The organism is Desulfovibrio sp. 86, from assembly GCF_902702915.1.
GTDB lineage: Bacteria > Desulfobacterota > Desulfovibrionia > Desulfovibrionales > Desulfovibrionaceae > Desulfovibrio.
Map to the genome: position 1 here is coordinate 604,366 of NZ_LR738849.1, position 25,653 is coordinate 630,018.

The window sequence follows — 25,653 nt, forward strand, 5'->3', positions numbered from 1 at the left end:
ACCCCCTAAAACTCTTTTCGTATCTTGCTATATTGCAAAGTTTTTTATGGTCTGAAGCGTAGTTCCAGCCACAACGCCCTCCAGGCATAACCTCATCTCAGCGTTTATCCGCACCGAGTTTTTCACTTTTGCGCTTTGGCCGCACTGCCGGAACAAAAAAACTGAAAGGGCGCACGTTGTACGTGCGCCCTTTCAGTTTTCAAATTTCTGCCAGTGGCAGGCAGCCCCGCTCAAACGGGTTTAAAACAAAATCGCCCTAACCTTCGTGCCACCCCAGAAACATCTTGTAGGCGGAGTTGTCCGTCTCTTCCACATGGGGGTAGCCCATGCGCTCCACACGCTGCAAAAAGTCCTCAAATGCCTCACGCTTTTCTTCCGGGGCCTCAAAACCCACCAGCACCCGGCCGAAATCCGCGCCGTGATAGCGGTACTGGAACAGGGTGATGCTGAAATCCACGCGCATGGCGTCCATAAAGTCCAGCAACGCGCCGGGCCGCTCAGGAAAGGTAAAGCGCAGCAGCCGCTCGTGCAGGATCTGGGGCGCATTGCCGCCCACCAGGTGCCGCAGATGCATCTTGACCAGTTCGTTGTCCGTGAGATCAATGGCTTCAAAGCCCTTGCTGCGCAGTTCAGTCAGGACTTCGGCCACATCGTCGCTCCCGCTGACCTTGATGCCCACCAGCACACGCGCTTTTTCCGGATCAGAAAAGCGGGTGCACAGTTCGGTGATGTTGCGGCTGCCGAACGAGGCGCACAGCGCGCGGAAGCTGCCCACGGTCTCGGGAATGGTCACTGCCAGAAGGGCCTCGCGGTGCGCGCCGATTTCGGAACGGTCAACCACGTGGCTCAGCCGGTCAAAGTTCATGTTGGCGCCGCTGACCACGGCCACAAGGGTGGCGTCGCGCAGGCCGCTCTCCGCCGCATAGGCGCGCAGGCCAGCCAGGGCCAGGGCGCCTGCCGGTTCGGCCACCAGGCGCGTGTCCTCAAAAATATCCTTTATGGCGCCGCAGATGGCATCGGTACTCACCACAATGATGTCGTCCAGAAGATCGCGGCACAGGGCAAAGGTATGCTCGCCCACAAGCTTTACGGCCACACCGTCGGCAAAAAGGCCCACATCGTGCAGTTCGACCCTGTGTCCGGCCATGACGGAACGACGCATGGCGTCGGAGTCCACAGGCTCCACACCGATGACCCGGATTTCCGGGCGCAGGTTCTTGATGTAGGCGGCCACGCCAGCCGCCAGGCCGCCGCCGCCGATGGGAACAAACACGGCATGGATGTCGCCGGGATGCTGGCGCAGAATTTCCATGCCAATGGTGCCCTGTCCTGCGATGACGTCGGGGTCGTCAAACGGCGGAATATAAATGCAGCCGCTCTCCTTGATGAGATCAAGCGTGTGCTGCCAGGCATCACTGAAAGACTCGCCCGAGAGCACCACCTGTCCGCCAAGACGGCGTACCGCGTCCACCTTGATGGCGGGCGTGGTTACGGGCATGACGATGGTGGCTTCGCAACCGAGGCGGCGGGCCGCAAGAGCCACGCCCTGGGCATGGTTTCCTGCCGAGGCGGCAATAACGCCGCGCCGCAGATCCTCCGGCGACAGGCGGGCCATCTTGTTGTATGCGCCGCGCAGCTTGAAGGAGAAAACAGGCTGGTGGTCCTCGCGCTTGAGCAAAATTCGGTTGCCAAGACGCCGGGAAAGGGTTTTGGCTTCATCAAGGGGAGTTTCCACCGCCACGTCGTAGACGCGGCTCAACAGTATGCGGTTCAGGTACTCGCTGTGCTTTTGCATGCATATATCCTTGGCAGCAAAAAATGATACGGCCGCTATGCAGCCGTTCGGGAAGGGGTATTTCACCCGTTTCATTTCCTATATACCTGCCGCCGCCACACCTCAAGCCCCGAACAGTGTGATGACGCTGAATTTTGCCGCCAAAGCGACGCCGCACCAGACGCGCCCACGCAGCAACCACGGCAAGGGCGCACTCGCACTGTGGGCAGATTCGCGGAACATGCCGTAATCATACGGTGAAGCAGCCGGGTGCCCCGTGTACGCTCTGTACACGCTCAACCCATTAGGCTATGCTTTGCAAGAGAAACATATGTCATCAGAACATCCGCACAATGAAGATAAAAGTCTCCAGGCATATCAGCCGCACATAACAGTGCGCGCCGCCGGACGGCTGTGGCAGCTCAGCCGCGCCGCCGACCTTGAACAGCTTTGGGAGGCCATGACCGCCGACTCCCGTGACTTCGAGGATGAGCGCCTGCCCTACTGGACGGAGCTCTGGCCCTCCAGCGTGGCTTTGGCTTCCTGGCTTCAGGACCGCAAAGAAGAAATCGCGGGGCAGGATTGCCTTGACCTTGGCTGCGGCCTGGGGCTCACGGCCATGGTCGGCCAATGGCTTGGCGCGCGCGTGACCGCTATGGACTATGAAGAACAAGCCCTGTACTTTGCCGCGCGCAACGCCAAAATCAATGACGTTCCCCAGCCCCTGTGGGCTGTTATGGACTGGCGGAGTCCGGCCCTGAAGGCCGGAAGCATGCACCGCGTCTGGGGCGGCGACATCATGTATGAAAAGCGCTTTGTGGCCCCGGTTCTGCGTTTTTTACACCACGCGCTCGCGCCGAACGGTGCGGCCTGGGTGGCCGAACCGGGCCGCTCCGTATACGAAACCTTTCTGCACGCCCTGCAAAGCGGCGGCTGGCAGGGCAGGCGCGTATACGGCCAGAAAGTGGAAGCCCTTTACGCCCAGCCCGTGCCTGTCACCGTGCAGGTATGGGAAATCCGCCGCGGCTGACGCGGCCGCAACACAAACAACGCACCCGTTTTCCGTAAAGGAAGCGGCGCAGGATACTATTATGGGAAATCTGGCACGCTTTGGGGTTTCGCTGGATGAAGACCTGCTGGAACCTTTTGACGAACTTTGCCGCCGCAAAAGCTATCCCAACCGTTCAGAGGCCATACGCGACCTCATCCGCAAGGCTCTGGTGGAAGAAAAGTGGAACAGCGACGCCTGTGGCGCGGGCACGTTGACCCTTGTTTACGATCATCACAAAAACGACCTTTCGCGTCGTCTCATGCAGATACAGCACGACGATCACGATTTGATAGTCACCACGCTGCATGTGCACCTTGACCATTACAACTGCCTTGAGGTTCTGGTGCTCAAAGGGGAGCCCAACCGCATGCGCGCCCTGGCCGACAAGCTCATCGCCTGCCGCGGCGTCAAGCACGGCACCTTTACCGGCACGACCACAGGAGAGGACCTGGCATAATGGAAGACGTGCAAAGCCATGCCCCGCTGGTGGCCCTGAACATAGACCGCGTGGGGGTGCGCGAGCTTCGCCTGCCCCTGCTGGTGCGCGACCGTACCAAGGGCACGCAGCAGACTGTTGCCAGCGTGGATCTTGGCGTGGATCTGCCCTCCGCATTCAAGGGCACCCACATGAGCCGCTTTGTTGAGACCCTGGAAGAATGGAACGCTGAAATAAGCTATCAGTCGGTGCGCCGACTGTTGCTGGACATCAAGCAACGCCTTGAGGCCAGACGGGCCTATGCGCGTTTCTGCTTCCCCTATTTCATAAAAAAATGCGCTCCGGCGTCGGGCATCCCGGCCCTGGTCAGCTATCAGTGCCGCCTCACCGGAGAACTGGACGATGAGGGCCAGCACTTCTGCCTTGAGGTTGACGTGCCGGTCATGACCGTCTGCCCCTGCTCCAAGGCCATCAGCGACGAAGGCGCGCACAGCCAGCGGGCAATGGTGCGCATGAGCCTGCGCATGAAGGTTTTTTCATGGCTTGAAGATTTTATCGACATAGCCGAAGCCTCCGGTTCGTCAGCCGTGTACACCCTGCTCAAGCGCGAGGATGAAAAATTCGTCACCGAGCATGCCTTTGCCCATCCCACTTTTGTGGAGGACGTGGTGCGCAATGTGGCGCAGCGGCTTTCGGAGCATGGACAGGTCGAATGGTTCAGTGTTGAGGTGGAAAGTATGGAGTCAATCCATAACCACAATGCTTTCGCCAGGATAGAGCGGTGCATGAGCGACTAGAGCAGAGCAGCGTTGAAGTGCTTCACATTTCAACGTTTTCATGCAACCGAAAAATGCGATTTGCGGCTGAATCCACACCACGGTATGTCGCGCTGCACTTTCGTACAGCATTAGAGCATTTACGCTTTTTCAAAGTCTGAATGCTCTAAAGACCGGCCTGACACCCCGGCGCTGCCCACAAAAAAAGTTTTTTGCATTCATCTGATGGTTGTGCTAATCCTGCCGTAAGGTACAAGTGATGAGCAGTATCAGCACCAGCATGCAATTGGGCGCATCAGCCATGAACACCCATTCCTGGGGGATGGCTGTGGCGTCTCATAACGTGGCCAATGTCAGCACAGCTGGCTTTGAACCGCAGCGTGCCGTCTATGCTACCGGCCCTGCGGGACAGGGAGTACGCCTTGATGCAGTGCTTCAGGGCGGCGTTCCTTCTGGCCCCGGCGGCACGTCATTCAGCGCGGCCCAAGCCGTTTATGACGTGACCTCAGGCCTGCCCCTTGAGGCTGCAAGCCCCAGCGGCACGGACCTCGGCCGTGAAATGGTTGCAATGATCACCACCCAGCACGCGTATAAGGCCAATGCAGCGGTCGTTCACACCGGTGACGCCATGCTTGGCACCTTGCTGGATATCAAGGCCTAGCGCCACAAACACAAATGCTCCGGCCTCACGGGACCGGGCCAGACACCAAAGGGCAAAGCCCTGAACGTTGACGCCGGGCTTGCCCGCATTCTGACTGACTAGCCGCCGCTTTCAGCGGGCGGCACAACATTTGTGGAGCGCTGATGGGAAAATGTCTTAAACTATGCGTGTTGATGTTGGCCTGCATGCTGGCTTTCGGCTGCGCCTCCAAAAACGGCTCGCGAGATAATGGCATCAATACCCCGCATGCGGAGCGGTTCCGCCGCTCTTATGAAGCTGCTTTTGACTCCAACCAACAAGAATCCAGCCAACAGTTGCTGCGCAAGGCCAGATCCGCCATCGGCACCCCTTATGTGCGCGGAGGAACGACCCCGGACGGTTTCGACTGTTCGGGTTTTGTCTGCTGGACGTATAAAAGCGTTGGCGTGCAATTGCCCCGCACTGCCCGTGAACAGTCCGTCATCGGGCAACGCATCAACAATGTGGACGAAATGCGTGCAGGGGACATCGTGGCCTTCCGTCATCCCCGCCGCGGCTATCATACCGGCATCTACGTCGGCGACGGCAAATTCATCCACAGTCCCCACAAGCGTACACGCGTGCGCATCAATTCCCTTGACGATCCCTACTTCAAGAGCACCTTTCTTGGAGCGCGCCGCATAAAGGTTGAGGGCGGCGAAACCATGATCGCCCAGGCAGAAAGCCGCCTCAACGACTTTACGGAAGAACGGGTGGTGCGCGAACTGTCCCGCGACAAGAAAAAGGCTGGCAAAACAAGCGCGCGCGACGCCAAACGCGACGCCAAACGCGATGACAATCGTGATGACGGCAGGAGCAAGAAAAAGGACAAGGTCGTGCAGGTCGCCAGCAACGATAAAAAAAGCGGCGCTACCTCACGGCAGCAGACCTCCGCTCTGGAAAAATCCAGCAAAGCTTCTGGCTCTGAAAAGTCCAGCAAAGCTTCAAGCTCGGAAAAATCCAGCAAGTCTTCAGCTTCGGAGAAATCTAGCAAGGCTTCAAGCTCGGAGAAATCCAGCAAGGCTTCTGCCCAGGCCAGTTCAAGCAAGTCCAGCGCCCAGGCCAGTTCTGGCAAGTCTTCCGCACAAGCCGGTTCGGGCAAGTCCAGCGCTCAGGCAACGTCAAGCAAGGGTTCGGCAGACAAAGACAAGGCCTCAAAATCTTCCAAGCCTTCCAGCCAGAAAGCCGAAACCAAAAAAAGCGAAAGCAAAAAGTCTGCTCCTGACAAGGTGGCTACCAAGGCCGAACCCAAGAGCAAAAAAGACCAGCCCAAGGGCAAGGGCGACAATTCTTAACGGCAGTGATTGATGGCGTGGCGGGCCCTGGCCCGCCAGCGCGTACAGGGCTGAAATCTGTGAAACCGCCCAGCCCCGCAGGCAAAACGCTCTTGGTACAGCCTGCTTGCGCGGCATCAAGACAAATGCGCCGCCATCTTTCATAGCGGCATATTTTTGCTGACAGCGGCAGCCCTGCTGCCCACCAAGCCACCCCAGCAGCCATGCACCAATCATCGCGCCCATGCGGCAGGCTTGCGCCAAGCCCTACCGGCCACATCCATATGGGCAATGCCTGGGCCTTTTTGCTGGCCTGGCTGGCTGCGCGGTCGCAAGGCGGGCGGCTGATTCTGCGTCTTGAAGACATAGACCCGCAGCGGTCACGGCCCGAGTATGCGTCCGCCCTTCTGGAGGACCTGCATTGGCTTGGGCTGGATTGGGATTATGGCCCCGATGTGGGTGGGCCTTGCGGCCCATACGTGCAGAGCGAACGCGGATCAATATATGACGGGGTTCTGGCGCAGCTGGCAAAGGCGGGAGCGACCTACCCCTGCTTTTGCACCCGCAAGGAATTGCGCCAGCTTGCTGCGGCCCCGCATGTTGACGACGCGGGCGCGCCCTACCCTGGGACCTGCCGCAATCTGGATGAAGGACGCATTGAGGCGCTGATCCGCAGCGGACGTCGCGCCAGCATACGCCTGCGCTGCCCGGAAGCTCCCATATCTTTCACCGACCTGCTGCTTGGGCCGCAAACCATTTTTCTTACCGACTGCGGGGGCGATTTCGCGCTGCGCCGCTCTGACGGCGTTGTGGCGTATCAGCTTGCCGTCGCTGTTGATGACGCTCTCATGGGCGTGACGCAGGTCGTGCGTGGGAGAGACATCCTGTCCTCCACGCCACGCCAGATTGCGCTTCTTCAGCTCTTGGGCTATGGTGCGCCTCCTTACGCCCATGTGCCTCTGCTTCTTGACGAAGAAGGAGAGCGTCTGGCCAAGCGCCACAACAGCCTGTCTCTGCGGTATCTGCGGGAACAGGGGGTTGATCCGCGCCGTATCGTGGGCTTGCTTGGCATGTTGGCCGGTCTTGAAACTTCCGCGCGCGCCGTCAGCCCGGCGGAGCTTTTGCCAGCCTTTGACTGGAGCCGTCTGCCAAGGCAGGACGTACGACTGCGAAACAGTCATCTGCGTGATCTGCTGTAACAGGCCGTCACGGGTGCGAACCGGCACGGGGCAAAAGCCCCCCGCTTTGCAGGAGTGAACGGCCATGAGCAGAGCGCCCATGGGAATACCCTTCTCAAGGGGCACGTCGCGCCGGTTGCAATGCTTAACCACACACATACATTACGCTAACGCCTTCACGGCGGGCGTCTGATCCGCGGTCTTTTTTTCAACGACAGCGAATCCCGTAACCTATGGGGGAGTGCATGACTTCGCAAAATCTGAATCAAATTTTTCTGGATGAAATATTTCCTGCTTCGCGGGCGGATGATTTTTTCGAAGCGCTGTTTGGCGGCGCTGAAGAAGGCGCCTACGACATTGGCCTTGTCTGCCGCGAGGTAAGCCCCCAAAAAGCCCACCTGGCTTTTGAGCTGCGCCAGCGGCCCGGCAAATGCCTTGTCTGCAACCTGACGTATGGCCTGCCGCAGGTATTCCAGCGCCATCCCATCCTTAACGTGGCCGGGGTAGCGAGCGCTGTGGCCCAGGAACTGGGTTGGCCATCTGACCGCGTCAACTGGAAGCTGGGCCATACTGAAGAAGTCAGCCGCGAACTGCACGCCATTCCCTTGATTCTTGAAAGGGCATGATCTTGCGCGCCTGCTTGCCTTGACAAGCGGGAGTTTTTTTGGCAATAGTTCCCGGTCGTCGGTTTCGGTTTACGGACTGAACCGCTGAAACGCCACATGGGGCGCGGCAGCAGTTTTGTCGCGCAGACATGATGGAATGATAGCGCCACGAGCATGATGCAATGGCCCTTTCGCCCGACACAAAAGAATATTTTTCATGCCGCCTTGGCTCAGTTGGTAGAGCGACTGATTCGTAATCAGTAGATCATCAGTTCAAATCTGATAGGCGGCTCCATAAAATTAAAGGGTTTACGCACAGCGTAAGCCCTTTTTTTGTGGAAAAATCCGCACCAGGTTGCACCAAATCAATTTTATTCATTGCCACCGTCCAAGGTTGGCGTCGCTTCTGCTGCATGAGCCTGCCCCACCGATGTGGATGGGCATATGTGGTCCCTGTGTTCGTCCCCTGCTGCACCTGATCAAAAAGATCTCCAGCGCAGCATCAACTGACCGAAAGCCGCCGCCACATCCGCATACATGGCTTCTGCGTCCGCACCAAAGCCGCGCTGTCGTTTGGCTGCGAGAATGAGCACCGCATGCAGCCCATATTCGGCGTAAAACGGCTTGGCAAAATACGAACGGATGCCCAGAGGGGCAAAAAGGGCCCAGTCAATGGATTTAACACTGTCGAGAGTATCTTCCACAATAAGCGAGCTGAGGCTGTAGCGCTGAATATCCTGTGCTATTGTGCCTTCATAGGCATGCAGCATCCCCCACTCAAGGCTGTCGAACACCGAACCGACACCGTATACGGCCACACGCCCGCTGCCCATCTGAATATGCGACAGCATCAACCCGTCAACTTCCGGCTCGCAGAGATTGTGCAGCTTTTCGAGCGCCGGGCGCAGTTCTTCAGTACAGATCGCCAACGCGCCGTCTTCTTCAAGCTTCGGGGGCCTTGCATCAACGTTGACCAATGCAACCCGCACCACTTCCTTGCCCGACTCTCCCCACAAGGTGAGCCGCACATGGGCCGAAAACAAGCCCCGCTCGCCATTGCCGAGCAGCAGCTTTCCCGACCATGCGTCCCGCTCCACGGCCTTTTCCATTGCCGCTGAAAAACCTTTCATCAACGACTGCGGCACCACATCATCCAGCACCAGCGCCCGCTCTGACTGTTCCTCGCCCAAAAAGAGCGTCTGCGCCGCCTTGTTGGCGTCATACAGCGTCTGATTTTCCAGATCCACGGTAAATACCGGATAATCTGCATCCCCCAGACGCATCTTCAACTGCGCGTTATAACAGGCGGAATTATATCCTCCAGGCAAATAGGCCTCTTTGAGAAGCCCGCTGTAGACGTCCTGCTCCGGTTGTGGCCAGCCCTGAAGGATCAGCGGCTTGCGTCCATCGTCATGCTTCAGCCGAAAGATTACGGCGGCTGGCCGCCCGGCATGGATCATGTCCCAGAACTCCACAAGCAGAGGATAATCCTGTTCCATTACCGCGTTCTTTCTGAACGCGGCGTTTTTCAGCAACTGCGGGGCGTCAAAGCCTGCGTCGCGCCAGCGGGTAAACACCTTGATCCGGGATTCACGCTGGCAGATGCTCCATAATAATCCGGGGAAGCCCTTTCGCCACTGCAGGAAACTTGCCATGCCATCTCCATGTATTGAAAATAAAAATCACCGTCGATGCATTGGCAGTAAAATAGACGCAAGCCATGAGCAAGCCTTTTTTATGCTGGTCTGTGGTCTGACCACTGATACGCAACCCCGCGCTCCAGAGCATATTTGCCTCTATAATCTGCTTTTTTTCTGCAGTATTTTACAGCATGTTATACGGTGGTCATACCAAAAAATAAAAAATATTTCATCTTTTTCACTATATTAATCGATTGAGTACTTTTTTTTACAAGTCTGTTGTCAAAAAAATCGCAGACGCGCAGTATGAAGGTACACAAACGCATTTGAACACGCTTTGTCTGGAGGACGCCCGTGATCGCGCCAGCAAACGCTGAAAACCAGTTGGAACACGCCCTGTTGCAGGGGCGCTGGACGCTCTTTGAGCGGTTGCCCGCCGAACGGCACCTGGCCGAAGAACTGGGCGTCAGCCGCGCAACGCTGCGCACCGCCCTGAGCACCCTGGTGGGCAAGGGAATTCTTGAAACGCGCCGCAGCAAGGGCACCTTTGTGCGCGCCCTCCCCTGCAACCCCAACGCAGCCAGCCTGGCCGACAGTCTGAAAGCCATGCGTATAGTCATGACGCCCCTGCTTGCCGCGGCCTCAGGTTCATATGCGCCTTCTGTCATGCTGAAGCTCGAACGCCACCTGCCTTCCATTGGCATGGCGCTTCACAGTGGCGACATGCGCCTTCTGGCGCAGCATCACCTGCGGTTTTTCTCCATACTTTTGCAGGCAATCAGCAACGACTGCCTTGCTCAGGCAGGAGCGGTCACCCTGCCCGATGCCTGCGCCCTTGCCCGGCTGTTGCAGGAATGCAGCCAGCCCCGGCTTGAGGAAATATTCAAGCATCTTGCCCGCACCCTGCATGGCCTGCGGCATGCGGACTCACAAGCCTGCGCTTCTTCTGTATCGGCCTATGTCACCTGCCTTTTGCAGTGCCTGGGGGAAGATGAATGATGAACCGGCGGAGGCGCGATTTTTTACGGGGAAACTGGCGCGCGGTTTCCCCATGCAGACTCGGCGAAAACACCAATGCAGACGCGCTGGCCAGCGGCGACGAGGCGCTGCTGCCGCCAGAGTTTTCGCCGGGTATGCTGCGGCTTGAAGGGCAGCGACTGGGGCTGCCCGTGGATACGATGAGCGAGGAGGCGCTGATTCGGGCCGTTGCACAGGCCCTGCACACGCAAGCGCGTCCCCCTGTGGAGATGGAAACCCCGCAACTTTGAGGAGGGTTCGATGGCTGACCACGACATTCCCTATCTTGAGGAGCGCAAGCTTACCAAGCGGTGGCAGGGGCCCTGGCCTATATTGGCCAATATGGCGTTCACACTTTCCATATTTGCCGTAACCTGGTGGATTTTTCAGGATCCGCGCGGCATCATGCGTTTTTACACACCCTATGTGGGGTATAACTATTGCCGCTGGTGGCTCATCATCCTCATCTGGATGGCCTATATTTTCGACTTCTGGCCATTCAAGCGCAACTGGATACGCAATGCGCATCCCCTGCAAAAGGGCCTTGTGCTTTCGCTTGTATCTGTTGGTTTGATGGTGGTGATGATCCACGGCTTTTTTGAAAGCGTCCTTGGCAATTTTGCATTTACCTATTTCAGCCCGCGCCAGTTGCAAAAGCTGCCAGGGCTCACCGAATTCTATTCCACCGAGTATGCGGCCCAGGCATGCATGATGTTCGCCGTCATCGCTTCATGGATCAGCCCGGCCTGGATCGTGGCGCTTGAGGGCCGCCCCTGGCAGAATGAAGCCCAACCCGTCAAAGGTTTCAGCATATGGCTGGGCACGTTCTGCCTGAGCCTTATCATCTACTTTATGACCATGCACAACCACATGGGCATCCTGTATTACCCCTGGCAGTATTTTACGGCAATTACCCCGCCTTACTGGGAATCCTTTGCGCAAACAGTTTCCGCGAACTTTCATGTAGCCTGGATCATGTGCTGCACCGTTGTGGTGTGGTTTATGGAAGGCATCTGGGAGCGTTACCCCTTCTGCCTCATCAAAAGGCCGGGCTTGCGCCGTTTTGCCCTGTTCTTCGGCATTATCGCCATTTCCCTCGCCCTGTGCTTCTTCTTCTGGTACATGCAGGAACTGGTCTGGGGCGACGCCATCCGTGGTCACCGGCGTGACGCGGCCCCCGACTGGCGCTGGCTGCATGTGGGCGAAACCGCCATCTTCTTCCTGGTTCCCGCCCTGTTCCTCCAGTTCTACGGCGGCAATTGGCCCAACAAGTTCAGCACGCCGGTCAATGTGCTTATCCGTACCGTGCTTGTGGCCATCGGCGGCATTGCGGTCTACTGCCTGTACTACAAGTACGCACACTTCGCGCTCGGCACGCAAAAAGGCTTTTCACATCCGCAACAGTTCCCGATGATTCCCATGATCTGGCTCATCGATATCTGGCTGATCAACTGGTGGTTTATGGACGGCTGGCCCGGCTGGAAGCGCGAATTCCGCACCAGCGAAGAACTTGTGGCCGAAGAACACGCCTTCGCCGCTCGAAGCGCCTGGAGCCCCGCCATGATTCCGGGTCTTGCGGTGGGGATTCTCGCTGGCGTTATGCTGTACTTTGCCATAGTGGCCGCGCTGCCATGGTTCAGCGCGCACTTCACCCTTGTGCAGTAAGGAGAGCAACATGGACAGACGAGACTTTATCAAGGGTGCGGCATTAGGGGTCGGCGTGGGCGCCATCGGCGCCATGGGCGCGTATTCATACTCCCCCATGCGCAGGACTTTTCTCAAGGACGTAAAACGCGGCACGGAAAATATCGGCGTTTGCAAGGCCGTCAAAATTACCAACATCTCCGAGACAAGCTGGTTCGACAACGGCGCCTTCATGCAGGATGTGACCGGCGCTGGCGGCCTGCTGGTAGACCAGTACACCTTCAACTGGCCTCCTTTCGGCAACGGCAAGGGCGTCGGCAAGGGCAGCTATGCCGACGGCATAAAGCTGATCAAGCATCTGCTGCCCCACAAGCTGGACGAAGCCTGGCAGATCGCGCGCGAAAACAGCGTACACCCCGACAATGCCGGCGGCTTTTCCTGCCTTATTGAAATTGAGGGCATGGACGGCAAGGTGACAAAATACCTTTTTGACACCGGCTGGAATTATCAGTGGATGGAAACCTGCTATAAGCGGGAAGGCATCGACACCATGCTGGCCAATAATGAAATTGCCGCCATGATCCAGACGCACGAGCATATGGACCACTTTTTTGGCCTGCCCGCCGTGACAAAATACAACCCCGATATTCACATCTACACGCCCAACACCTTTTACCCCAGCGGCAAACAGTACCTCAAGGACTGCGGACACGTGGGCAAGTGGACCGAAGTGCCCAAGGGCCTGCACAAGATTCAGGACGGCGTGGCCCTGTACGGCTTCGACTGCCCCATCATTTTCAAGGTATTCGGAGAAATCTCGCTGTACTGCAACGTCAAGGACATTGGCCTCGTGAGCATCACCGGGTGCTGCCACCAGGGCATCATTCTTTTTGCCGACACGGCCTACAAAACCCTGACCTATGAAAACGACCAGTTTTACGGCCTCTACGGCGGCCTGCACATCTCGCCCTTTGACGACTGGGACCCCAAGTATGACGACCTCGTTATCGGTCTCAAAAAATGGGATCTGCAAAAGGTGGGCTGCAACCACTGCACAGGGCTCATTACCGCCCAGAAGTTTGTGGACGCGGGCTACCCGGTTGTGAAAGGCACGGCGCGTTTCCGCTCCAAGACGACCAACTATCTTGGCAATGGAGACGTCATAAAGTTTCCCTCGTAAACGGCGCTGCCGGAAGGGGGCAGGTCTGCCCCCTTCCGGCTGGATTTCAAAAACCGCCACAACGATGGAGTATCCCCATGCGCCTTGATGCCCTGCTGCCGCGCCCCCTTTCGCCTGAAACAGACGCCGAGAGCCCTTCCATACTCAACTGTCTGCTCACAGGCATACATCTTGACCGCAAGCGGGCGCGGAGGCTGGGGTGGCGGGGGGTGCACCCTTCCAACCAGCTTTATGCGGCCTGGACCTGCCGGGTGGCCGGTTCTCCACACGTGTACGGCTTGGTTTTTCTTAACGAAAGCACAGAGCGATCCTTTCTCCACGGCACGTTTACGGCGCACGTGTTCCCCCATGCGGCGGATTCCATTCTCGACAAATTCCCCTTGCAGGCTCTTTCCATTGCCCTTGGCGAGGACTACGAGGAGCGCATGCGCAATCTCTCGCTGCACGCCCCCGAGCTTGCCCCCTTCTGCATGGGCAGCCTGCAGCTTGTGACGGCCCTGGACGGCAAGGGGCTTGCCTTGTCCCTGTCCGCTCCGGCCAGATATTGCCACATTTCGCGTGAAGGGATCGCTGCGCGGCCCTTCCCGGATTCAGACAGTTGCGCTGCAGGCGACACGGCAGGCGACACGGCAGGCGAACGGTGGATTGTCCCCCCCGGCGGTGCGGAATGCGACGTTCCCGCATTCAGGCTGCTGCTGCCGCTCTTCACAACACTGGCGGATACGGCCGCAACAATGTTTGAGGAAAGGCCGCGCTTAAGCCTGCATATGGCCCCGCAAAAACCGCGTGGCGCCGAAGGGGACGCCTCCCCCACCCTGTCGCTGAAGGCGGAGATGGGCGCATGCCCGCAACCGCGCCCCCTGACAGCTTTTCCCGGCAATGGCAGACCCATAAAGTTTCCATCCCTGTCTTCCGAAGGCAAGGTTCTGGAGCGCCTGCCCGGCCGCCGCCGTCAAATTCCGGCGACACCTGGCGCTGATCTGCCGGTCATGCATATCCTCACCGGATTCCTTGGCGCGGGAAAGACCACATTTCTGCGCCGCTGGCTGGATTATCTCAATGGCCGCGAACAGTTCGCCGCGGTCATACAGAATGAATTCGGGCGCATCGGACTGGACGCCGTGCTCACTCGCGGTGAAACGCATGTGGAGGCCCTGGACGAAGGCTGCGTCTGCTGCTCGCTGGCGGACAGCTTGCGGCCCGGCCTGCAACGCCTTTTGGAAGCGGCCCCTGCGGAACAGATAATTCTTGAAACAACAGGATTGGCCAATCCGGCCAATGTGCTTGAATCCCTTTACGATCTTTCCGACATGGTGCGGCCGGGGCTGGTCATAACCGTGGCCGACGCCCTGGCATGGGACGAGGCAGGAGCAGGCATCAGCATGGCGCAGGTGGCGCAGGCCGACGTCATTATTGCCAACAAGGCCGACGCGGTCTCTGAACAGCGGCTTCAAACAGTGCTGTGCGACCTTCGACGCCGCAACCCCAGGGCTGTAATCTTCCCCGCTGTGGAGGGAAACATCACCTTCGCCAATCTTGAAGCGCTGCATACGGCATGGCTCGACGCCCACAGATCTCCGCCCTCACGCGCCCCCCGTCTGCAGCCATTCAGCGCTGCTGGCAATATCAACCACACCACCGAAGGATTTGGTTCATTTTGCCTCACCCTGCCGCAGGTGGTCAGCACAGAGGATATTTGGCGCATGGTGGACGGCGCTGGCCCGGGGCTTTGCCGCGCCAAGGGCATTGTCAATCTGCGCAGGGACGGAGCGGTGGTTGCCGCTGTTGCCCAGTACGCCGCCGGACGCCTGGAATTTGAGGAAGCCCCGGACGGAGCAGACGAACGGTACATGGTGTTTATCGGGGTGAACCTGTCGCCGCCTGACACGCCCGGGCAAGGAGCGTCAGCCGTGCGTTGACGGCAGAGACATCTTCCCCGGCGGCCGCGCCAGTGCCTGGAGCCCGCCCAAAACGCTTAAGGAAACGCTGAGTTATTCCGTTTGGCGGCGTTGCTTCACTTTTTTTGAAACAGCCGGGGATGGAAGAGTCCACTCCTGCTTCAAAAAAATCGCGCCTTGCCAAACAAAACAACTGCGTGTTTCCAACAGGCTCTTTAATCAATGTTTTCTTAACCTGCCGGTTTCGTATGCCGGTTGTTGCAGCAAGGAGGCAGACATGAACATCATTGCTTTAGGGGGATGGATGATGTGGCCCCTGCTGGCAGTATCCATCCTGACCCTGACGGTGATTGTGGAGCGCCTGCTGCTGTACGCGTCGTGCTCCCTGCCCGACGACGCCCTGCGGGGAGATCTGCTCAAAGCCACGAGCAGCGGCGATGTGGAAACGGTGGCGGAGCGCATGGCCACAGTGCCCCTGCTGCAGGCCTTTGCCCAGCAACTCACAGCGGCAAGCCCCAACCGCGAATCATCCCTGCATCTGGCCGGAGGGCAGATTCTTGAACAGCTGGAGCGGCGGCTCGGTCTGCTCGGCGCCATTGCCAGGCTGGCCCCGCTCATGGGCCTGCTGGGAACGGTAAGCGGAATGATTTCCATTTTTTCCAGCATTGCGCACGCCTCCAGCGGCGTGGATATGAGCATGCTGGCGGACGGCATCTGGCAGGCCTTGCTCAACACGGCTTCCGGCCTGTGCATTGCCATTGTCGCCCAGTTTTCGCTGGCATTTTTTAGCGCCCGTCTCAAAAACATCTCCAGCATGCTTGATGCGGCAGGCAACGCGGCATTGCTGCAGCCTGACGCAGGCACTGCGTGCTGATTTTTATGCCATGACCAGCAGACGCAGTTTATCCAACGGGTTTCCTCTAGAGCGATTTCACTTTGAAATTGCTCTGGCGGCTGCGCGAGTAGACGCCCGCCGCGGAGGCGCAAGCGCAATTTATTTGCGCTGTCACACGCCGAAGTGGGCGTCTTGGAAGCATTGAGAATGGATATTCTCAATGCGAAAATGCTATAGTTGCGCCAAGGAGACAATGCCGATGCTTCGCCTGACCCGTCCACTGAATACGGCCTGTGATTACGACCTCATACCGCTCATTGATATGCTGTTTATTCTGCTTATATTTTTTGTCATTGCGGCGGCCTTTGCCGTCCGTGGGCTGGAAGTCGATCTGCCCACCGCCCACAGCAGCAAAACCCTGTCGGGCCGGGTAATTGAACTGCGCCTCACGGCTGACGGCGGCATTCTTTGCGAAGGGGCGCCCCTGCCCCGGCAGGAGGTCAGAGACAAATTGCACGATCTTGTGCTCGGCTTCAGGAGCAGGCCGGGAAGGCTCGTTCTGGTGGCTGACCCCAAGGCTCCTGTGGAAGGACTCATCTTTCTTGTGGATGAAGTGCGCATGCAGGGCGGGGAAAAGCTGCTTATCGCCACATCGGGGCAACCCGCGACGGACGCGCCATGACTGCGACCGAGCGGCTCTACGCCGCACTGGCCATCTCATGCCTCGTGCACTGGGGCCTTTTTCACCTGCTCGGCGCATCGGCAGAGTTGACCCCCGTGGGGACGCTCACGGTGATCAGCATGGATTCCCTGGGCTTGGGAGCATCCCCGGAGGGCGGCGCAGGCATCAGTATGGAGGCTGCCCCACCCCGCACCGAACCGCAAAATACTGCGGACAAAAGGCGTCAGGCATTTTTCGCCTTTCTTGACGATCTTGACGCGGCAGTGCATGCCCACCGCATGGACGGCGGCGAGGCACATTTTGTCGGAGTTGCGGCCTATGCCTTCACCGTGCGCGCCGACGGCAGTTTTACAGCCCCGGTGCTGCGCCAGTCGTCAGGTTCACCAGAGCTTGATGCGGCGGCGCGCCGTGCGATCCTTGCGGCAAGCGGCAGTGTGAAACGCCCGGACATTCTGGGCGCTGCCGATATTCCAGTGCTATTGCACGTAAAATACCAGTACGAACTGCGGTAAGCATACGGCAGCATCTGTTCACGTCTGTCAGCAGGGCATACGTGCAATTATAACCATGCCCACAGATGCGCTGTTGCGCCGTTCCAGCAGATTGGCCCGCATGTCCCTTGAAGCGCCCTACTGCCTGTCGCGCAGCATCTTCAGTTTGGAGCCGCTGAACCTGTCGCCGTCAGGCAGCTTCATGTGGTCAAGGCCCCGTACCACCACCTTGCGGTAAAACTCGTTGCCCGCAGCGACAACCTCGGGGATGGAGTAATAGTCCTGTTTGTCAATGCGGAAAGAAAGTTCCAGCGCCAAGGGCGCACCGCCCCAGGAGTCCGTCCAGGCCTCAAACGTGATCTCTGCCGCAATCCCCGCCAGTTTCACTGAACCCATCATGGCCGAATAGGTGCAGACGCTCACGGGCGTAAGCACTGTGTCGGCGGCAAGACCGCTCCTGGCCAGCGCAGGCACAAAACGCGAGAACTGCCGCAGGCGCGGGCGGCCAAGATCGCCGAAAGTCTTTGCATCGCCCCGGATGTTGACGCTTTTCTCCAGCCTTGAGGCTATGTTGCCCTGCGCGTCCATATAGGGGTTGTCTTCAGCGGAGATTTCCCCCTTGATGCCCACCGGATCCAGGGGCGTTCCCAGAATAAAGGCCGGATCCTTGCCGGAGGTTTTCACCGTAAGCTTTATGCCTTCTTTGGCGCTGCCGTCCTTTTTATGATTTGTGGTGCTGCGCACCACAAATCCCGCATCCCGCAGGGCAAGACCGTCTGTATCATAATAGCTTCGCGTGCGCAGGCGCACCTTGCTCTTTTCGGACTTGGCCAGAAGAAAACCGTTTTTTGCGGCCGAAGCAGAAAGGGCGTCCCAGAGGGCATTGAACGATGCTGCCGGCCTGTCTGCGGCAAAGAGCGCCGGATTTAGCGCCATCTTGTACTCAAGACCGTTCACCGCCCCGTGGGGCTTCCAGGCCGCTACATTATCCTCATATGTCGATGGCCCGGCCGCCAGCGCGGGCAGCCCGGGCAGGGCAAACAGGGCGGACATGGCGGACAACAACACGCACGCAGCACAGGCAAGCATGATTTTACGCATAGCACTTCCTTGCGGTATTAGTGCAGATTAACTGTGGAATGCTTCATTTTTCACTTTGTCGTCCTGCCCAAAATGCGCTTTCCTGCAGAATCACCGCCATAGTACGGCGCGCAGCAGGCCCCAAATCAGCCTGCCATCCGCGCCCCAAAACCTGGCGCGCGCCAGCCGGCATGCGGCACAAGCAGGGCGGCCGCCTGCCCTGCCGAAGACATGCCGGGCTTACATAAGTTACATAACTTTCAAAACTTCAGAAAGTTATTATAAAGTTACATAAAAAGATTTTGCGCCATTGCCGGAGTAAACAGAAGACAAATTCTGTCAGGAGGGTTTACTCATGCAACGCGCAGAAACAACGTCCGGCGGCCTGCTGGGCAAATTTTGCAGCTTCAAGATCGGGCCGGTTCCCCTGCCCCTGTACATCTGTTTTGCCATCATCATCTTTGCGGCCTCATACTATGGCAAGCTGCCCAAGGACATGATCGGCGGCTTCGCCGTCACGCTGGTTCTGGGCATACTCCTTGGCGACATGGGACTGCGCATTCCCGTTCTCAAGGACATCGGCGGCCCGGCCATCCTCTCCATCTTCATCCCCTCGGTTCTTGTGTATTACAGCCTGCTTGACGGTCCCGCCAAGGAGGCCATCATGCACTTTACCGCTGGCAAGAACGGAGGAGCCAACTTTCTGTATTTCTACATAGCCTGTCTCGTGACGGGCAGCATACTTGGCATGCTGCGGCAGGTGCTCATCCAGGGATTTTTGCGCATGTTTGTGCCGCTTATCCTGGGCACCATAGCCTGCTGCCTGATCGGCACGGCCGTGGGCACCCTGCTGGGGCACGGCCTGTTTGAAACCTTCTTTTATATTGTCGTGCCCATCATTTCCGGCGGCGTGGGTGAAGGCATTCTGCCCCTGTCTGCCGGTTATGCCGAAATTCAGGGCACCGACCCCGGCAGCTTCATCGCCATGGTAGCCCCGGCCGCCATGCTTGGCAACGTCACCGCCATTATCTGCGCAGGCATCCTCAAGCGCTACGCGGTGAAAAATCCTCACCAGACCGGCAACGGCAAGCTGGTGCGCGTGGGCGACGACAACCTGAACCTCACCAAGGAAGAAGAGCCCATCGACGTGACCATTCTGGGCATGGGCCTGCTGACCGCCTGCTGCTTTTACCTGTTCGGCCTGCTGGTCAACCTTGTCATCCCCATTCCCGCGCCCATTATCATGATTCTCTCGGCCGCCATTGCCAAGGCCACGGGCATCATGCCCAAGGTGGCGGAAAAAGCCGCGTACCAGTTTTACCTCTTCGTTTCCAAAAACCTCACCTGGGCGCTCCTTGTGGGCGTGGGCGTCTGCTACACGCCGTGGAAGGACGTTGTGGCGGTCATTCAGCCGAGCTACATCATCACTGTGGTCTGCACGGTGCTGGCCATGGTGGGCACAGGATTTTTCAGCGCCAAGTACCTTAACATGTACCCCGTGGAAGCGGCTCTGGTTACCGCATGCCACAGCGGCCTCGGCGGCACGGGCGACGTGGCCATTCTCTCCGCCTCCGGACGTATGGAACTCATGCCCTTTGCCCAGATATCCACGCGCATTGGCGGTGCGGCCATGGTAGTCATGGCTGTTATCCTCATGCGTATGTTCTACGTGGGCTAAAGGTGATATTCTCCGGCTGAAGCTGCCGCGCTTGCATGGCGCTCACCTTTTTCCGCCGCCCCGGCCATACAACCATATGACCGTGACCGGGGCGGCGGAAAGAACGCAGGAAGGCATATGCAGGGCTATTTTGAAATCATTACAGATCAGGACCTCGCCCAGGCTCAAGCACTGCTTGCAGCGTCCGGACTGAGCCTGCCCACTGGGCGCACCTATGGCCTCGGTTTTTACGAAGACGGCCATCTGGCGGCCTGCGGATTTCTTGCGGACACGGTTCTTTGCGGCATCTGCGTGGCCCCGCACGCCCGCGAGGGAGGCCTTGCCACCTCCATTCTGAGCCGTCTTGTTCTGCACGGCAGGCAGGAGGGCGCAAGCCACTTCTTCATCTTCACCAAGGCCTCGGAAGCGCAAAAATTCGAGGCTTCCGGCTTTGACCTTGTGGCGGCGACGCAAGACGCGGCCCTGCTGGAACAGGGACGGCCCAGCTATGCCGACTGGCTCACTGCCACACGGACGGCCATACGCGGTCACGGATGGGAACCTGCTGCTGCGGATGCGCATCCCGCCACGGGGCTTTCCCCGCATGCACGGCTGGGAGCCATTGTCATGAACGCCAATCCCTTCACGCGGGGGCATGAGTATCTGGCCCGCACGGCTGCTGCGGCCTGTGAAAAACTGCTGGTCTTTGTGGTGGAAGAGGACGCTTCCGTTTTTCCCTTTGCCGTGCGCCTTGAACTTGTGCGCAAGGGCCTTGCCAATGTGGACAATATTCTTGTGCTGCCCGCCGGGCCGTACATGGTCTCGCGCGCCAGCTTTCCGGCCTACTTCACGGCGGATGCCAGGGTGGGCGCAGTTCACGCCGCCCTTGACTGCGCCATATTCGCCACGCGCATTGCCAGGGATCTGGGCATAGGCCTGCGCTTTGTGGGCACAGAGCCGTTTGATCCCGTCACTGCCGCCTACAATGCCGCCATGGCGGCCGTGTTTGAAAGGTACGGCATTGAACTACGTGAAATTCCACGTTTGCAAACTGACGGCCAGGCCATCAGCGCTTCAAAAGTGCGGGCGCTCCTTAAGGGCGACGTCTCTGGGGCGGATTGGCAGGAGGTGGCGCACTTGCTGCCTCCAGTGACCCTGGACTTCTTGCGCTCCGCCGACAGCGCGCAGATACGGCAAAAGCTCAGGGATCATGTGGGACGGCACTGATATTTTCAGGGCATTACAACGTTAAAAGTTACACGCACCAACATTGCACGAGCGTGCAGCGCGCCACAACGTGACGTGGATTCTGCCGCAAATCGCATGTAGAGGCAGAATGACAACTCACAACAAGAAGCATTTCAAAGATAATCTGGTCCAGTTCCCAAATGGCGACCCTGGCCGCCGCAGGAGACATCAATGAACAAACAGTGCAGTGCCATGGCAGGCACATTGGAATCCAACGACATTTTCATCACCATCACTGCCGTGGGCGGAACAGACACGTCCATCAGCCTTTCCAGCATCGTCATGAACCAGTTTGGCGAGGCCATACGCGCGGTTGTGGCGCAGTGCATGGCGCAGTCCGGCCTCAAGGGCGTTGACGTCACGGTTCAGGACAAGGGCGCGCTGGAATGCACCATCAAGGCCCGTATGGAAACGGTCATTGCCCGCTTTAAGGAGAAAATGTGATGCGCAACAGAACCTTTCTTTTCATGCCGGGCAACAACCCCGGCATGCTTGCCAGCGCGCAGTGTCTGGGAGCGGATGTGGTCATTTTTGACCTTGAGGACGCCGTGGCCCAGCTGGAAAAAGACGCCGCCCGCACCCTGGTGAGCCATGCCCTCACAGAACTGCGCCCGCAGGGCGTCGGAGTGACGGTGCGCATCAACGGCCTGGACACGCCCTACTGGCAGGCTGACATGCAAGCCGTGGTCGCCGCCGGAACGGATTTTGTCATGGTGCCCAAAATAGAAAGCGCGGCGCAGGTGCTGCAAGTGGCCGAAGCCATAGAAAGCGCGCGGCAACAATGCGACAGCACGGCAACCGTCAAGGCGCTTGCCATTATTGAAACCCCCCTGGGCATTGAAAACGCCTATGCCATAGCCTCGGCCAGCAAGACCCTGCACGGCATCCTTCTTGGCGCTGAGGATTTTACCGCCTCAATGGGCGCTCAGCGCACAGCCCAAGGAGCCGAGATCGCCTATGCGCGCTCGCGCCTGCTCACGGCCTGCAAGGCTGCGGGCGTTCTGGCCATTGATACGCCCTTTCCTTTTGTGTCTGACCTTGAAGGGCTGGAAAAAGACGCCGCCTTCGCCGTGCAGTTGGGTTTTGACGGCAAGGCCGTCATTTCGCCCCACCACGTGCACAGGGTCAACCAGGCATTCATGCCCGCGCCGGACAAGGTCAACTGGGCCAGGCGCGTCATGGCGGCGGCCCGCAAAGCCAGCGAAGAAGGCAAGGGAGCCGTTTCACTGGACGGAATGATGATTGACCTGCCCATTATCAAAAGGGCGGAACGCATCCTGCTTCTGGCTGATGCATAAGGGGGCGCTGTAATGAAACGCAAATATATCTCCACCATTACCGCCGCGCTGCGTGAATGCGGCCTCAAGGACGGCATGACCCTGTCTTTTCACCACCACCTGCGCAATGGCGACCATGTGGTCAACATGACCATGGACGCTGTGGCCGCCCTCGGGGTCAAGGACATCACCGTGGCCTGCTCTTCGCTTTTTCCCGTGCACGAGCATCTCATCGAGCATATCAAGACCGGCGTCATCACCGGGCTTGATACGGACTACATGAGCGGTCCCCTGGCCAAAGCCGTCACAGGCGGCATTTTGCCCACGCCCGTCATATTCCGCTCGCACGGCGGACGGCCCCGCGCCATCGGTGAAGGCTCGCTCAAGATTGACATCGCCGTGGTCGCCGCGCCCGCCGTGGACGCCATGGGCAACATCACCGGCACCGAAGGCCCGTCCGCCTGCGGCTCGCTGGGCTATATCATCCCAGACACGCAGCATGCCGCCAAGGTCATCGCCGTCACCGACCATGTGGTTGAAGGCGGCCTTGGCCGCATAAGCATACCCCACGACGTGGTGGATCATGTGGTTGTTGTGGACAAAATCGGCGATCCCGCAGGCATTGTCTCCGGCTCCATCAGCCTCACGCGCGATCCTGTGGCCCTGGCCATTGCCCGCAACGCCCAGGCCGTCATCAAGGCCTCCGGCCTGCTGCAGGACGGCTTCTGCTATCAGACGGGCGCAGGCGGCGCTTCGCTGGCGGCATCGCTCTTTCTGCGCGAAGACATGCGCGCCATGAAGGTGCACGGCGGTTTTCTGCTCGGCGGCATCACCAAGTACATGGTCGAAATGCTTGAAGAAGGCCTGTTCGACAACGTGTTTGACGTGCAGTGCTTTGACCTGAGCAGCGTCAAATCCATTGCCCAGAACCCGCGCCACGTTGAAATATCCGCCGACACCTACGCAAACCCCAACAGAAAAAGCAATTGCGTGGACTTCCTCGACGCCGTCCTCCTGGGCGGCACGGAAATCGACCTTGATTTCAACGTCAACGTCACCACGGATTCCAACGGCAATATCATCGGCGGTTCCGGCGGCCACAACGATGCGGCGGCAGGAGCCAAGCTGACCATCATTGTGGCCCCCCTGGTGCGCGCCCGCCTGCCCATTGTGGTGGAAAAATGCACCACTCTGACAACCATAGGCTCCACGGTGGACGTGCTGGTGACGGAACGCGGCATTGCCGTAAACCCTGCCCGCAAGGAACTGGCCGACAGACTGCGCGACGCGCGCCTGCCCGTGTGCGGCATTGAAGACCTGCACGACCAGGCAGTACGCATGACCGGCAAGCCCCTTGCCTACGAGCGCGGCGACAAGGTCGTGGGCACGATGGAATACCGTGACGGAACCATTGTGGACCATATCTACGCCACAAAACAGCGGACGTAGGCCTCACATTCCGGCGCGGCGGAAGCCATAACACGCCGCGCCGGAAACGGAGTTTTCATGAGCTTGAACGACACCCTTGCCGCCCCCCTTGCCGCCATCCTTGCTGAAAGGGAAGCGCGCTGGAACATGCGCCGCGAGCTTGCCGCAGAGCACGGGCACCCCGTACTTTCGCTCACGCTCAACATCCCTGGCGCGGATAAAAATCCGGCTGGTTCGGCCCAGGCATTCGACAGCCTGCGGCAGGCCCTTGGCCGCGCCATTGCGCGCCATTGTGGGCACACAGCCTGTTTTGCGGCCGAAACAGAACGCGCCGGAGTGGACGGTCCCTGCTGGATAGCCTCCGTGAACCTTGATCCGGCACTGCTCAAGGCCCTTTGCGTGGCCATGGAAGAGGAGCACCCCCTGGGCAGACTGGCTGATGCAGACGTGCTCAACGCGCAGGGGCAGCCTGTGAACCGGGCGGACATGGGTCTTCCGGCACGGCGCTGTTTTTTGTGCGAGGCCCCGGCAAGCCTCTGCCGCAGACAGGGCAAACATGCCCCGGAAGAAATCATGGCCCATGTACGCAATCTGCTGGCCCTTGCCCGCAGCGCGGACGCCTCGTCCTGATGTCCTGCCTGAAAAACCTGTGCGCATGCGCCCCCGCGCGGCATGGGGATGTATCCATTTCCTCGGCCCGCGTCGGTGAACTGGCCGCACGGGCCGCCATCCTTGAAGCCGCCGCCGGGCCAAAGCCGGGGCTGGTCTGCCGTGACAGCCAAGGCGCGCATAAGGACATGGACTACGCCACCTTTGTGCGCAGCGCCCTTTCCCTGCAAGGCTATTTCACCCAGGGCCACGCCCTGGGCTCGGCCACCACCACGCTGGAACCGCAGGCTGTCTTCCCACGCCTGCGGTCACTGGGCCTCAAGGCCGAACAGGACATGTTCGCGGCCACCAATGGCGTCAATACCCACAAAGGACTGATTTTCTCCCTGGGCCTCTTCTGCGCCGCCCTGGGCAGACTGGACAGGCTGGGCAATGCCGCCAACGTGCAGGCGCTCTGCCGCACGGCGGGCTCCTTTGTGAGGGGCATTACCGGATCTGACATGGCCGCCCTGCCCTGCGGCCCCCACGCGGCACAACTGGCCATTCCGGGCTTCCGCCCCCACAAGGCGCGGCATGCCCGGCCCAAGGCCATGCGCCCCCTGCTGGAAAAAACTCTGGGCCGCAGCCTGACCCCCGGCGAGGTCATCTATGTCATGTACGGCATGCGCGGCGTGCGCGGTGAGGCGGAACAGGGTTTTCCCGGCGTGGCCCTTGCCTGCCACAGCCTGCGGCGGCATGGCGTGGCCGTGAACCTGAACAGGGCCATGGTCCATACCCTGCTGGAACTGCTGGCCCGCGTCGAGGACACGAGCCTGCTCTGGCGCGGAGGCGGCAGAGGCTTTGCCCTGGCCAGAGCCTATGCGGCCGCGACCCTTGACGCTGGCGGGCTGGACACAGCCCACGGCCGCCGCACCCTTGACCGCATGGGCGCGGCCTTTGTGCGCCGCAGACTCAGCCCCGGCGGCTGCGCCGATATGCTCGCCACAAGCGTTTTTCTGCACCTGCTCGGCCGCTAGCAGCAATGTCATATTGAAATGCTTTGTGGGGGAGGAAACGCTTTGTGGGGGAGGGACCCTTTTGTAAAAGGGTCGCCTCCCCCACGCTCCCACCCCCTAAAACTTTTATTGTAGTTCACTGCCCGACCGCACAGGGCCAGAGCGCTTTCATAATGTGTAGTAGTTCAGACTTGATCTG

The 25,653-nt window shown here is 59.1% G+C and carries 25 protein-coding genes and 1 tRNA gene; 23 read left to right on the top strand and 3 right to left on the bottom strand.

Annotation, left to right across the window (positions count from 1 at the left end; genetic code table 11):
• Positions 1 to 256: 256 nt before the first annotated feature.
• Positions 257 to 1,795 carry a threonine ammonia-lyase, biosynthetic gene (gene ilvA / locus DESU86_RS02540; protein ID WP_179979614.1) on the bottom strand — a complete coding sequence of 513 codons (1,539 nt, stop codon included), beginning with the start codon at positions 1,793 to 1,795 and terminating at the stop codon, positions 257 to 259.
• A 310-nt stretch (positions 1,796 to 2,105) separates the two neighbouring features.
• On the opposite strand from ilvA, the gene DESU86_RS02545 reads away from it, so the two are divergent.
• From DESU86_RS02545 to DESU86_RS02580, 8 genes are all read left to right on the top strand, one after another.
• Complete coding sequence (locus tag DESU86_RS02545; RefSeq protein ID WP_179979615.1) at positions 2,106 to 2,804, top strand: class I SAM-dependent methyltransferase; 699 nt, start codon at positions 2,106 to 2,108, stop codon at positions 2,802 to 2,804.
• A gap of 61 nt (positions 2,805 to 2,865) precedes the next feature.
• The gene (gene nikR, locus DESU86_RS02550; protein WP_179979616.1) at positions 2,866 to 3,282 is read left to right on the top strand and encodes a nickel-responsive transcriptional regulator NikR; all 417 of its coding nucleotides are present in this window, start codon (positions 2,866 to 2,868) and stop codon (positions 3,280 to 3,282) included.
• Positions 3,282 to 4,058 (top strand): GTP cyclohydrolase FolE2, encoded by a 777-nt coding sequence (gene folE2 / locus DESU86_RS02555; protein ID WP_179979617.1) that lies wholly within the window; start codon positions 3,282 to 3,284, stop codon positions 4,056 to 4,058. The genes nikR and folE2 overlap by 1 nt, the downstream gene beginning before the upstream one ends.
• A 238-nt stretch (positions 4,059 to 4,296) precedes the next feature.
• Positions 4,297 to 4,698, top strand: a complete 402-nt coding sequence (locus DESU86_RS02560) for a flagellar basal body rod C-terminal domain-containing protein (protein WP_179979618.1) — start codon at positions 4,297 to 4,299, stop codon at positions 4,696 to 4,698.
• Between the two features lie 143 nt (positions 4,699 to 4,841).
• Positions 4,842 to 6,011 (top strand): C40 family peptidase, encoded by a 1,170-nt coding sequence (locus tag DESU86_RS02565; protein WP_179979619.1) that lies wholly within the window; start codon positions 4,842 to 4,844, stop codon positions 6,009 to 6,011.
• A gap of 203 nt (positions 6,012 to 6,214) precedes the next feature.
• Positions 6,215 to 7,189: a tRNA glutamyl-Q(34) synthetase GluQRS gene (gluQRS, locus tag DESU86_RS02570; protein WP_179979620.1), complete on the top strand. Its 975-nt coding sequence runs from the start codon at positions 6,215 to 6,217 to the stop codon at positions 7,187 to 7,189.
• Positions 7,190 to 7,413: 224 nt separating this feature from the next.
• Positions 7,414 to 7,794 carry a hypothetical protein gene (locus tag DESU86_RS02575; RefSeq protein ID WP_179979621.1) on the top strand — a complete coding sequence of 127 codons (381 nt, stop codon included), beginning with the start codon at positions 7,414 to 7,416 and terminating at the stop codon, positions 7,792 to 7,794.
• Positions 7,795 to 7,992: 198 nt separating this feature from the next.
• Positions 7,993 to 8,068: transfer RNA gene (locus tag DESU86_RS02580), tRNA-Thr, on the top strand.
• A gap of 184 nt (positions 8,069 to 8,252) precedes the next feature.
• Here the strand turns inward: DESU86_RS02580 and DESU86_RS02585 are convergent.
• Complete coding sequence (locus DESU86_RS02585; protein WP_179979622.1) at positions 8,253 to 9,428, bottom strand: hypothetical protein; 1,176 nt, start codon at positions 9,426 to 9,428, stop codon at positions 8,253 to 8,255.
• A 339-nt stretch (positions 9,429 to 9,767) separates the two neighbouring features.
• Here DESU86_RS02585 and DESU86_RS02590 point away from each other — a divergent pair, with 339 nt between their 5' ends.
• The 8 genes from DESU86_RS02590 to DESU86_RS02625 all read left to right on the top strand — a co-directional run bounded on the left by DESU86_RS02590 (position 9,768) and on the right by DESU86_RS02625 (position 17,181).
• The gene (locus DESU86_RS02590) at positions 9,768 to 10,412 is read left to right on the top strand and encodes a GntR family transcriptional regulator (RefSeq protein ID WP_179979623.1); all 645 of its coding nucleotides are present in this window, start codon (positions 9,768 to 9,770) and stop codon (positions 10,410 to 10,412) included.
• Complete coding sequence (locus tag DESU86_RS02595; RefSeq protein ID WP_179979624.1) at positions 10,409 to 10,681, top strand: hypothetical protein; 273 nt, start codon at positions 10,409 to 10,411, stop codon at positions 10,679 to 10,681. Before DESU86_RS02590 ends, DESU86_RS02595 begins: the two co-directional genes overlap by 4 nt.
• Positions 10,682 to 10,691: 10 nt before the next feature.
• Positions 10,692 to 12,095, top strand: a complete 1,404-nt coding sequence (locus DESU86_RS02600; RefSeq protein WP_179979625.1) for a hypothetical protein — start codon at positions 10,692 to 10,694, stop codon at positions 12,093 to 12,095.
• A gap of 10 nt (positions 12,096 to 12,105) precedes the next feature.
• The gene (locus DESU86_RS02605; RefSeq protein ID WP_179979626.1) at positions 12,106 to 13,254 is read left to right on the top strand and encodes a twin-arginine translocation signal domain-containing protein; all 1,149 of its coding nucleotides are present in this window, start codon (positions 12,106 to 12,108) and stop codon (positions 13,252 to 13,254) included.
• Between the two features lie 77 nt (positions 13,255 to 13,331).
• Positions 13,332 to 15,173: a CobW family GTP-binding protein gene (locus DESU86_RS02610; RefSeq protein WP_179979627.1), complete on the top strand. Its 1,842-nt coding sequence runs from the start codon at positions 13,332 to 13,334 to the stop codon at positions 15,171 to 15,173.
• Between the two features lie 256 nt (positions 15,174 to 15,429).
• Positions 15,430 to 16,026 carry a MotA/TolQ/ExbB proton channel family protein gene (locus DESU86_RS02615; protein ID WP_179979628.1) on the top strand — a complete coding sequence of 199 codons (597 nt, stop codon included), beginning with the start codon at positions 15,430 to 15,432 and terminating at the stop codon, positions 16,024 to 16,026.
• A 214-nt stretch (positions 16,027 to 16,240) separates the two neighbouring features.
• Positions 16,241 to 16,669, top strand: coding sequence for an ExbD/TolR family protein (locus DESU86_RS02620; RefSeq protein WP_232088235.1), 429 nt, complete (start codon positions 16,241 to 16,243; stop codon positions 16,667 to 16,669).
• Positions 16,666 to 17,181, top strand: coding sequence for a TonB family protein (locus DESU86_RS02625; RefSeq protein ID WP_179979629.1), 516 nt, complete (start codon positions 16,666 to 16,668; stop codon positions 17,179 to 17,181). Before DESU86_RS02620 ends, DESU86_RS02625 begins: the two co-directional genes overlap by 4 nt.
• A gap of 117 nt (positions 17,182 to 17,298) precedes the next feature.
• Here DESU86_RS02625 and DESU86_RS02630 read toward each other — a convergent pair whose 3' ends face one another.
• Positions 17,299 to 18,261, bottom strand: coding sequence for a hypothetical protein (locus DESU86_RS02630; RefSeq protein WP_179979630.1), 963 nt, complete (start codon positions 18,259 to 18,261; stop codon positions 17,299 to 17,301).
• 334 nt (positions 18,262 to 18,595) lie between these two features.
• Between DESU86_RS02630 and DESU86_RS02635 the strand changes: the two genes are divergently transcribed.
• The 7 genes from DESU86_RS02635 (at position 18,596) to DESU86_RS02665 (ending at position 25,475) form a co-directional block, all read left to right on the top strand.
• The gene (locus DESU86_RS02635; protein ID WP_179979631.1) at positions 18,596 to 19,918 is read left to right on the top strand and encodes a 2-hydroxycarboxylate transporter family protein; all 1,323 of its coding nucleotides are present in this window, start codon (positions 18,596 to 18,598) and stop codon (positions 19,916 to 19,918) included.
• Positions 19,919 to 20,035: 117 nt separating this feature from the next.
• Complete coding sequence (locus DESU86_RS02640; protein WP_179979632.1) at positions 20,036 to 21,124, top strand: hypothetical protein; 1,089 nt, start codon at positions 20,036 to 20,038, stop codon at positions 21,122 to 21,124.
• A gap of 192 nt (positions 21,125 to 21,316) precedes the next feature.
• A complete protein-coding gene (gene citD, locus DESU86_RS02645; protein WP_179979633.1) occupies positions 21,317 to 21,589 on the top strand; it encodes a citrate lyase acyl carrier protein in 273 nt (90 codons plus the stop codon).
• Complete coding sequence (locus DESU86_RS02650) at positions 21,589 to 22,443, top strand: HpcH/HpaI aldolase/citrate lyase family protein (RefSeq protein WP_179981691.1); 855 nt, start codon at positions 21,589 to 21,591, stop codon at positions 22,441 to 22,443. The genes citD and DESU86_RS02650 overlap by 1 nt, the downstream gene beginning before the upstream one ends.
• A 12-nt stretch (positions 22,444 to 22,455) precedes the next feature.
• The gene (citF, locus tag DESU86_RS02655) at positions 22,456 to 23,871 is read left to right on the top strand and encodes a citrate lyase subunit alpha (protein ID WP_179979634.1); all 1,416 of its coding nucleotides are present in this window, start codon (positions 22,456 to 22,458) and stop codon (positions 23,869 to 23,871) included.
• Positions 23,872 to 23,928: 57 nt separating this feature from the next.
• Positions 23,929 to 24,480 (top strand): citrate lyase holo-[acyl-carrier protein] synthase, encoded by a 552-nt coding sequence (citX, locus tag DESU86_RS02660; RefSeq protein ID WP_179979635.1) that lies wholly within the window; start codon positions 23,929 to 23,931, stop codon positions 24,478 to 24,480.
• The gene (locus DESU86_RS02665) at positions 24,480 to 25,475 is read left to right on the top strand and encodes a triphosphoribosyl-dephospho-CoA synthase (protein WP_179979636.1); all 996 of its coding nucleotides are present in this window, start codon (positions 24,480 to 24,482) and stop codon (positions 25,473 to 25,475) included. The genes citX and DESU86_RS02665 overlap by 1 nt, the downstream gene beginning before the upstream one ends.
• Positions 25,476 to 25,653: the final 178 nt, after the last annotated feature.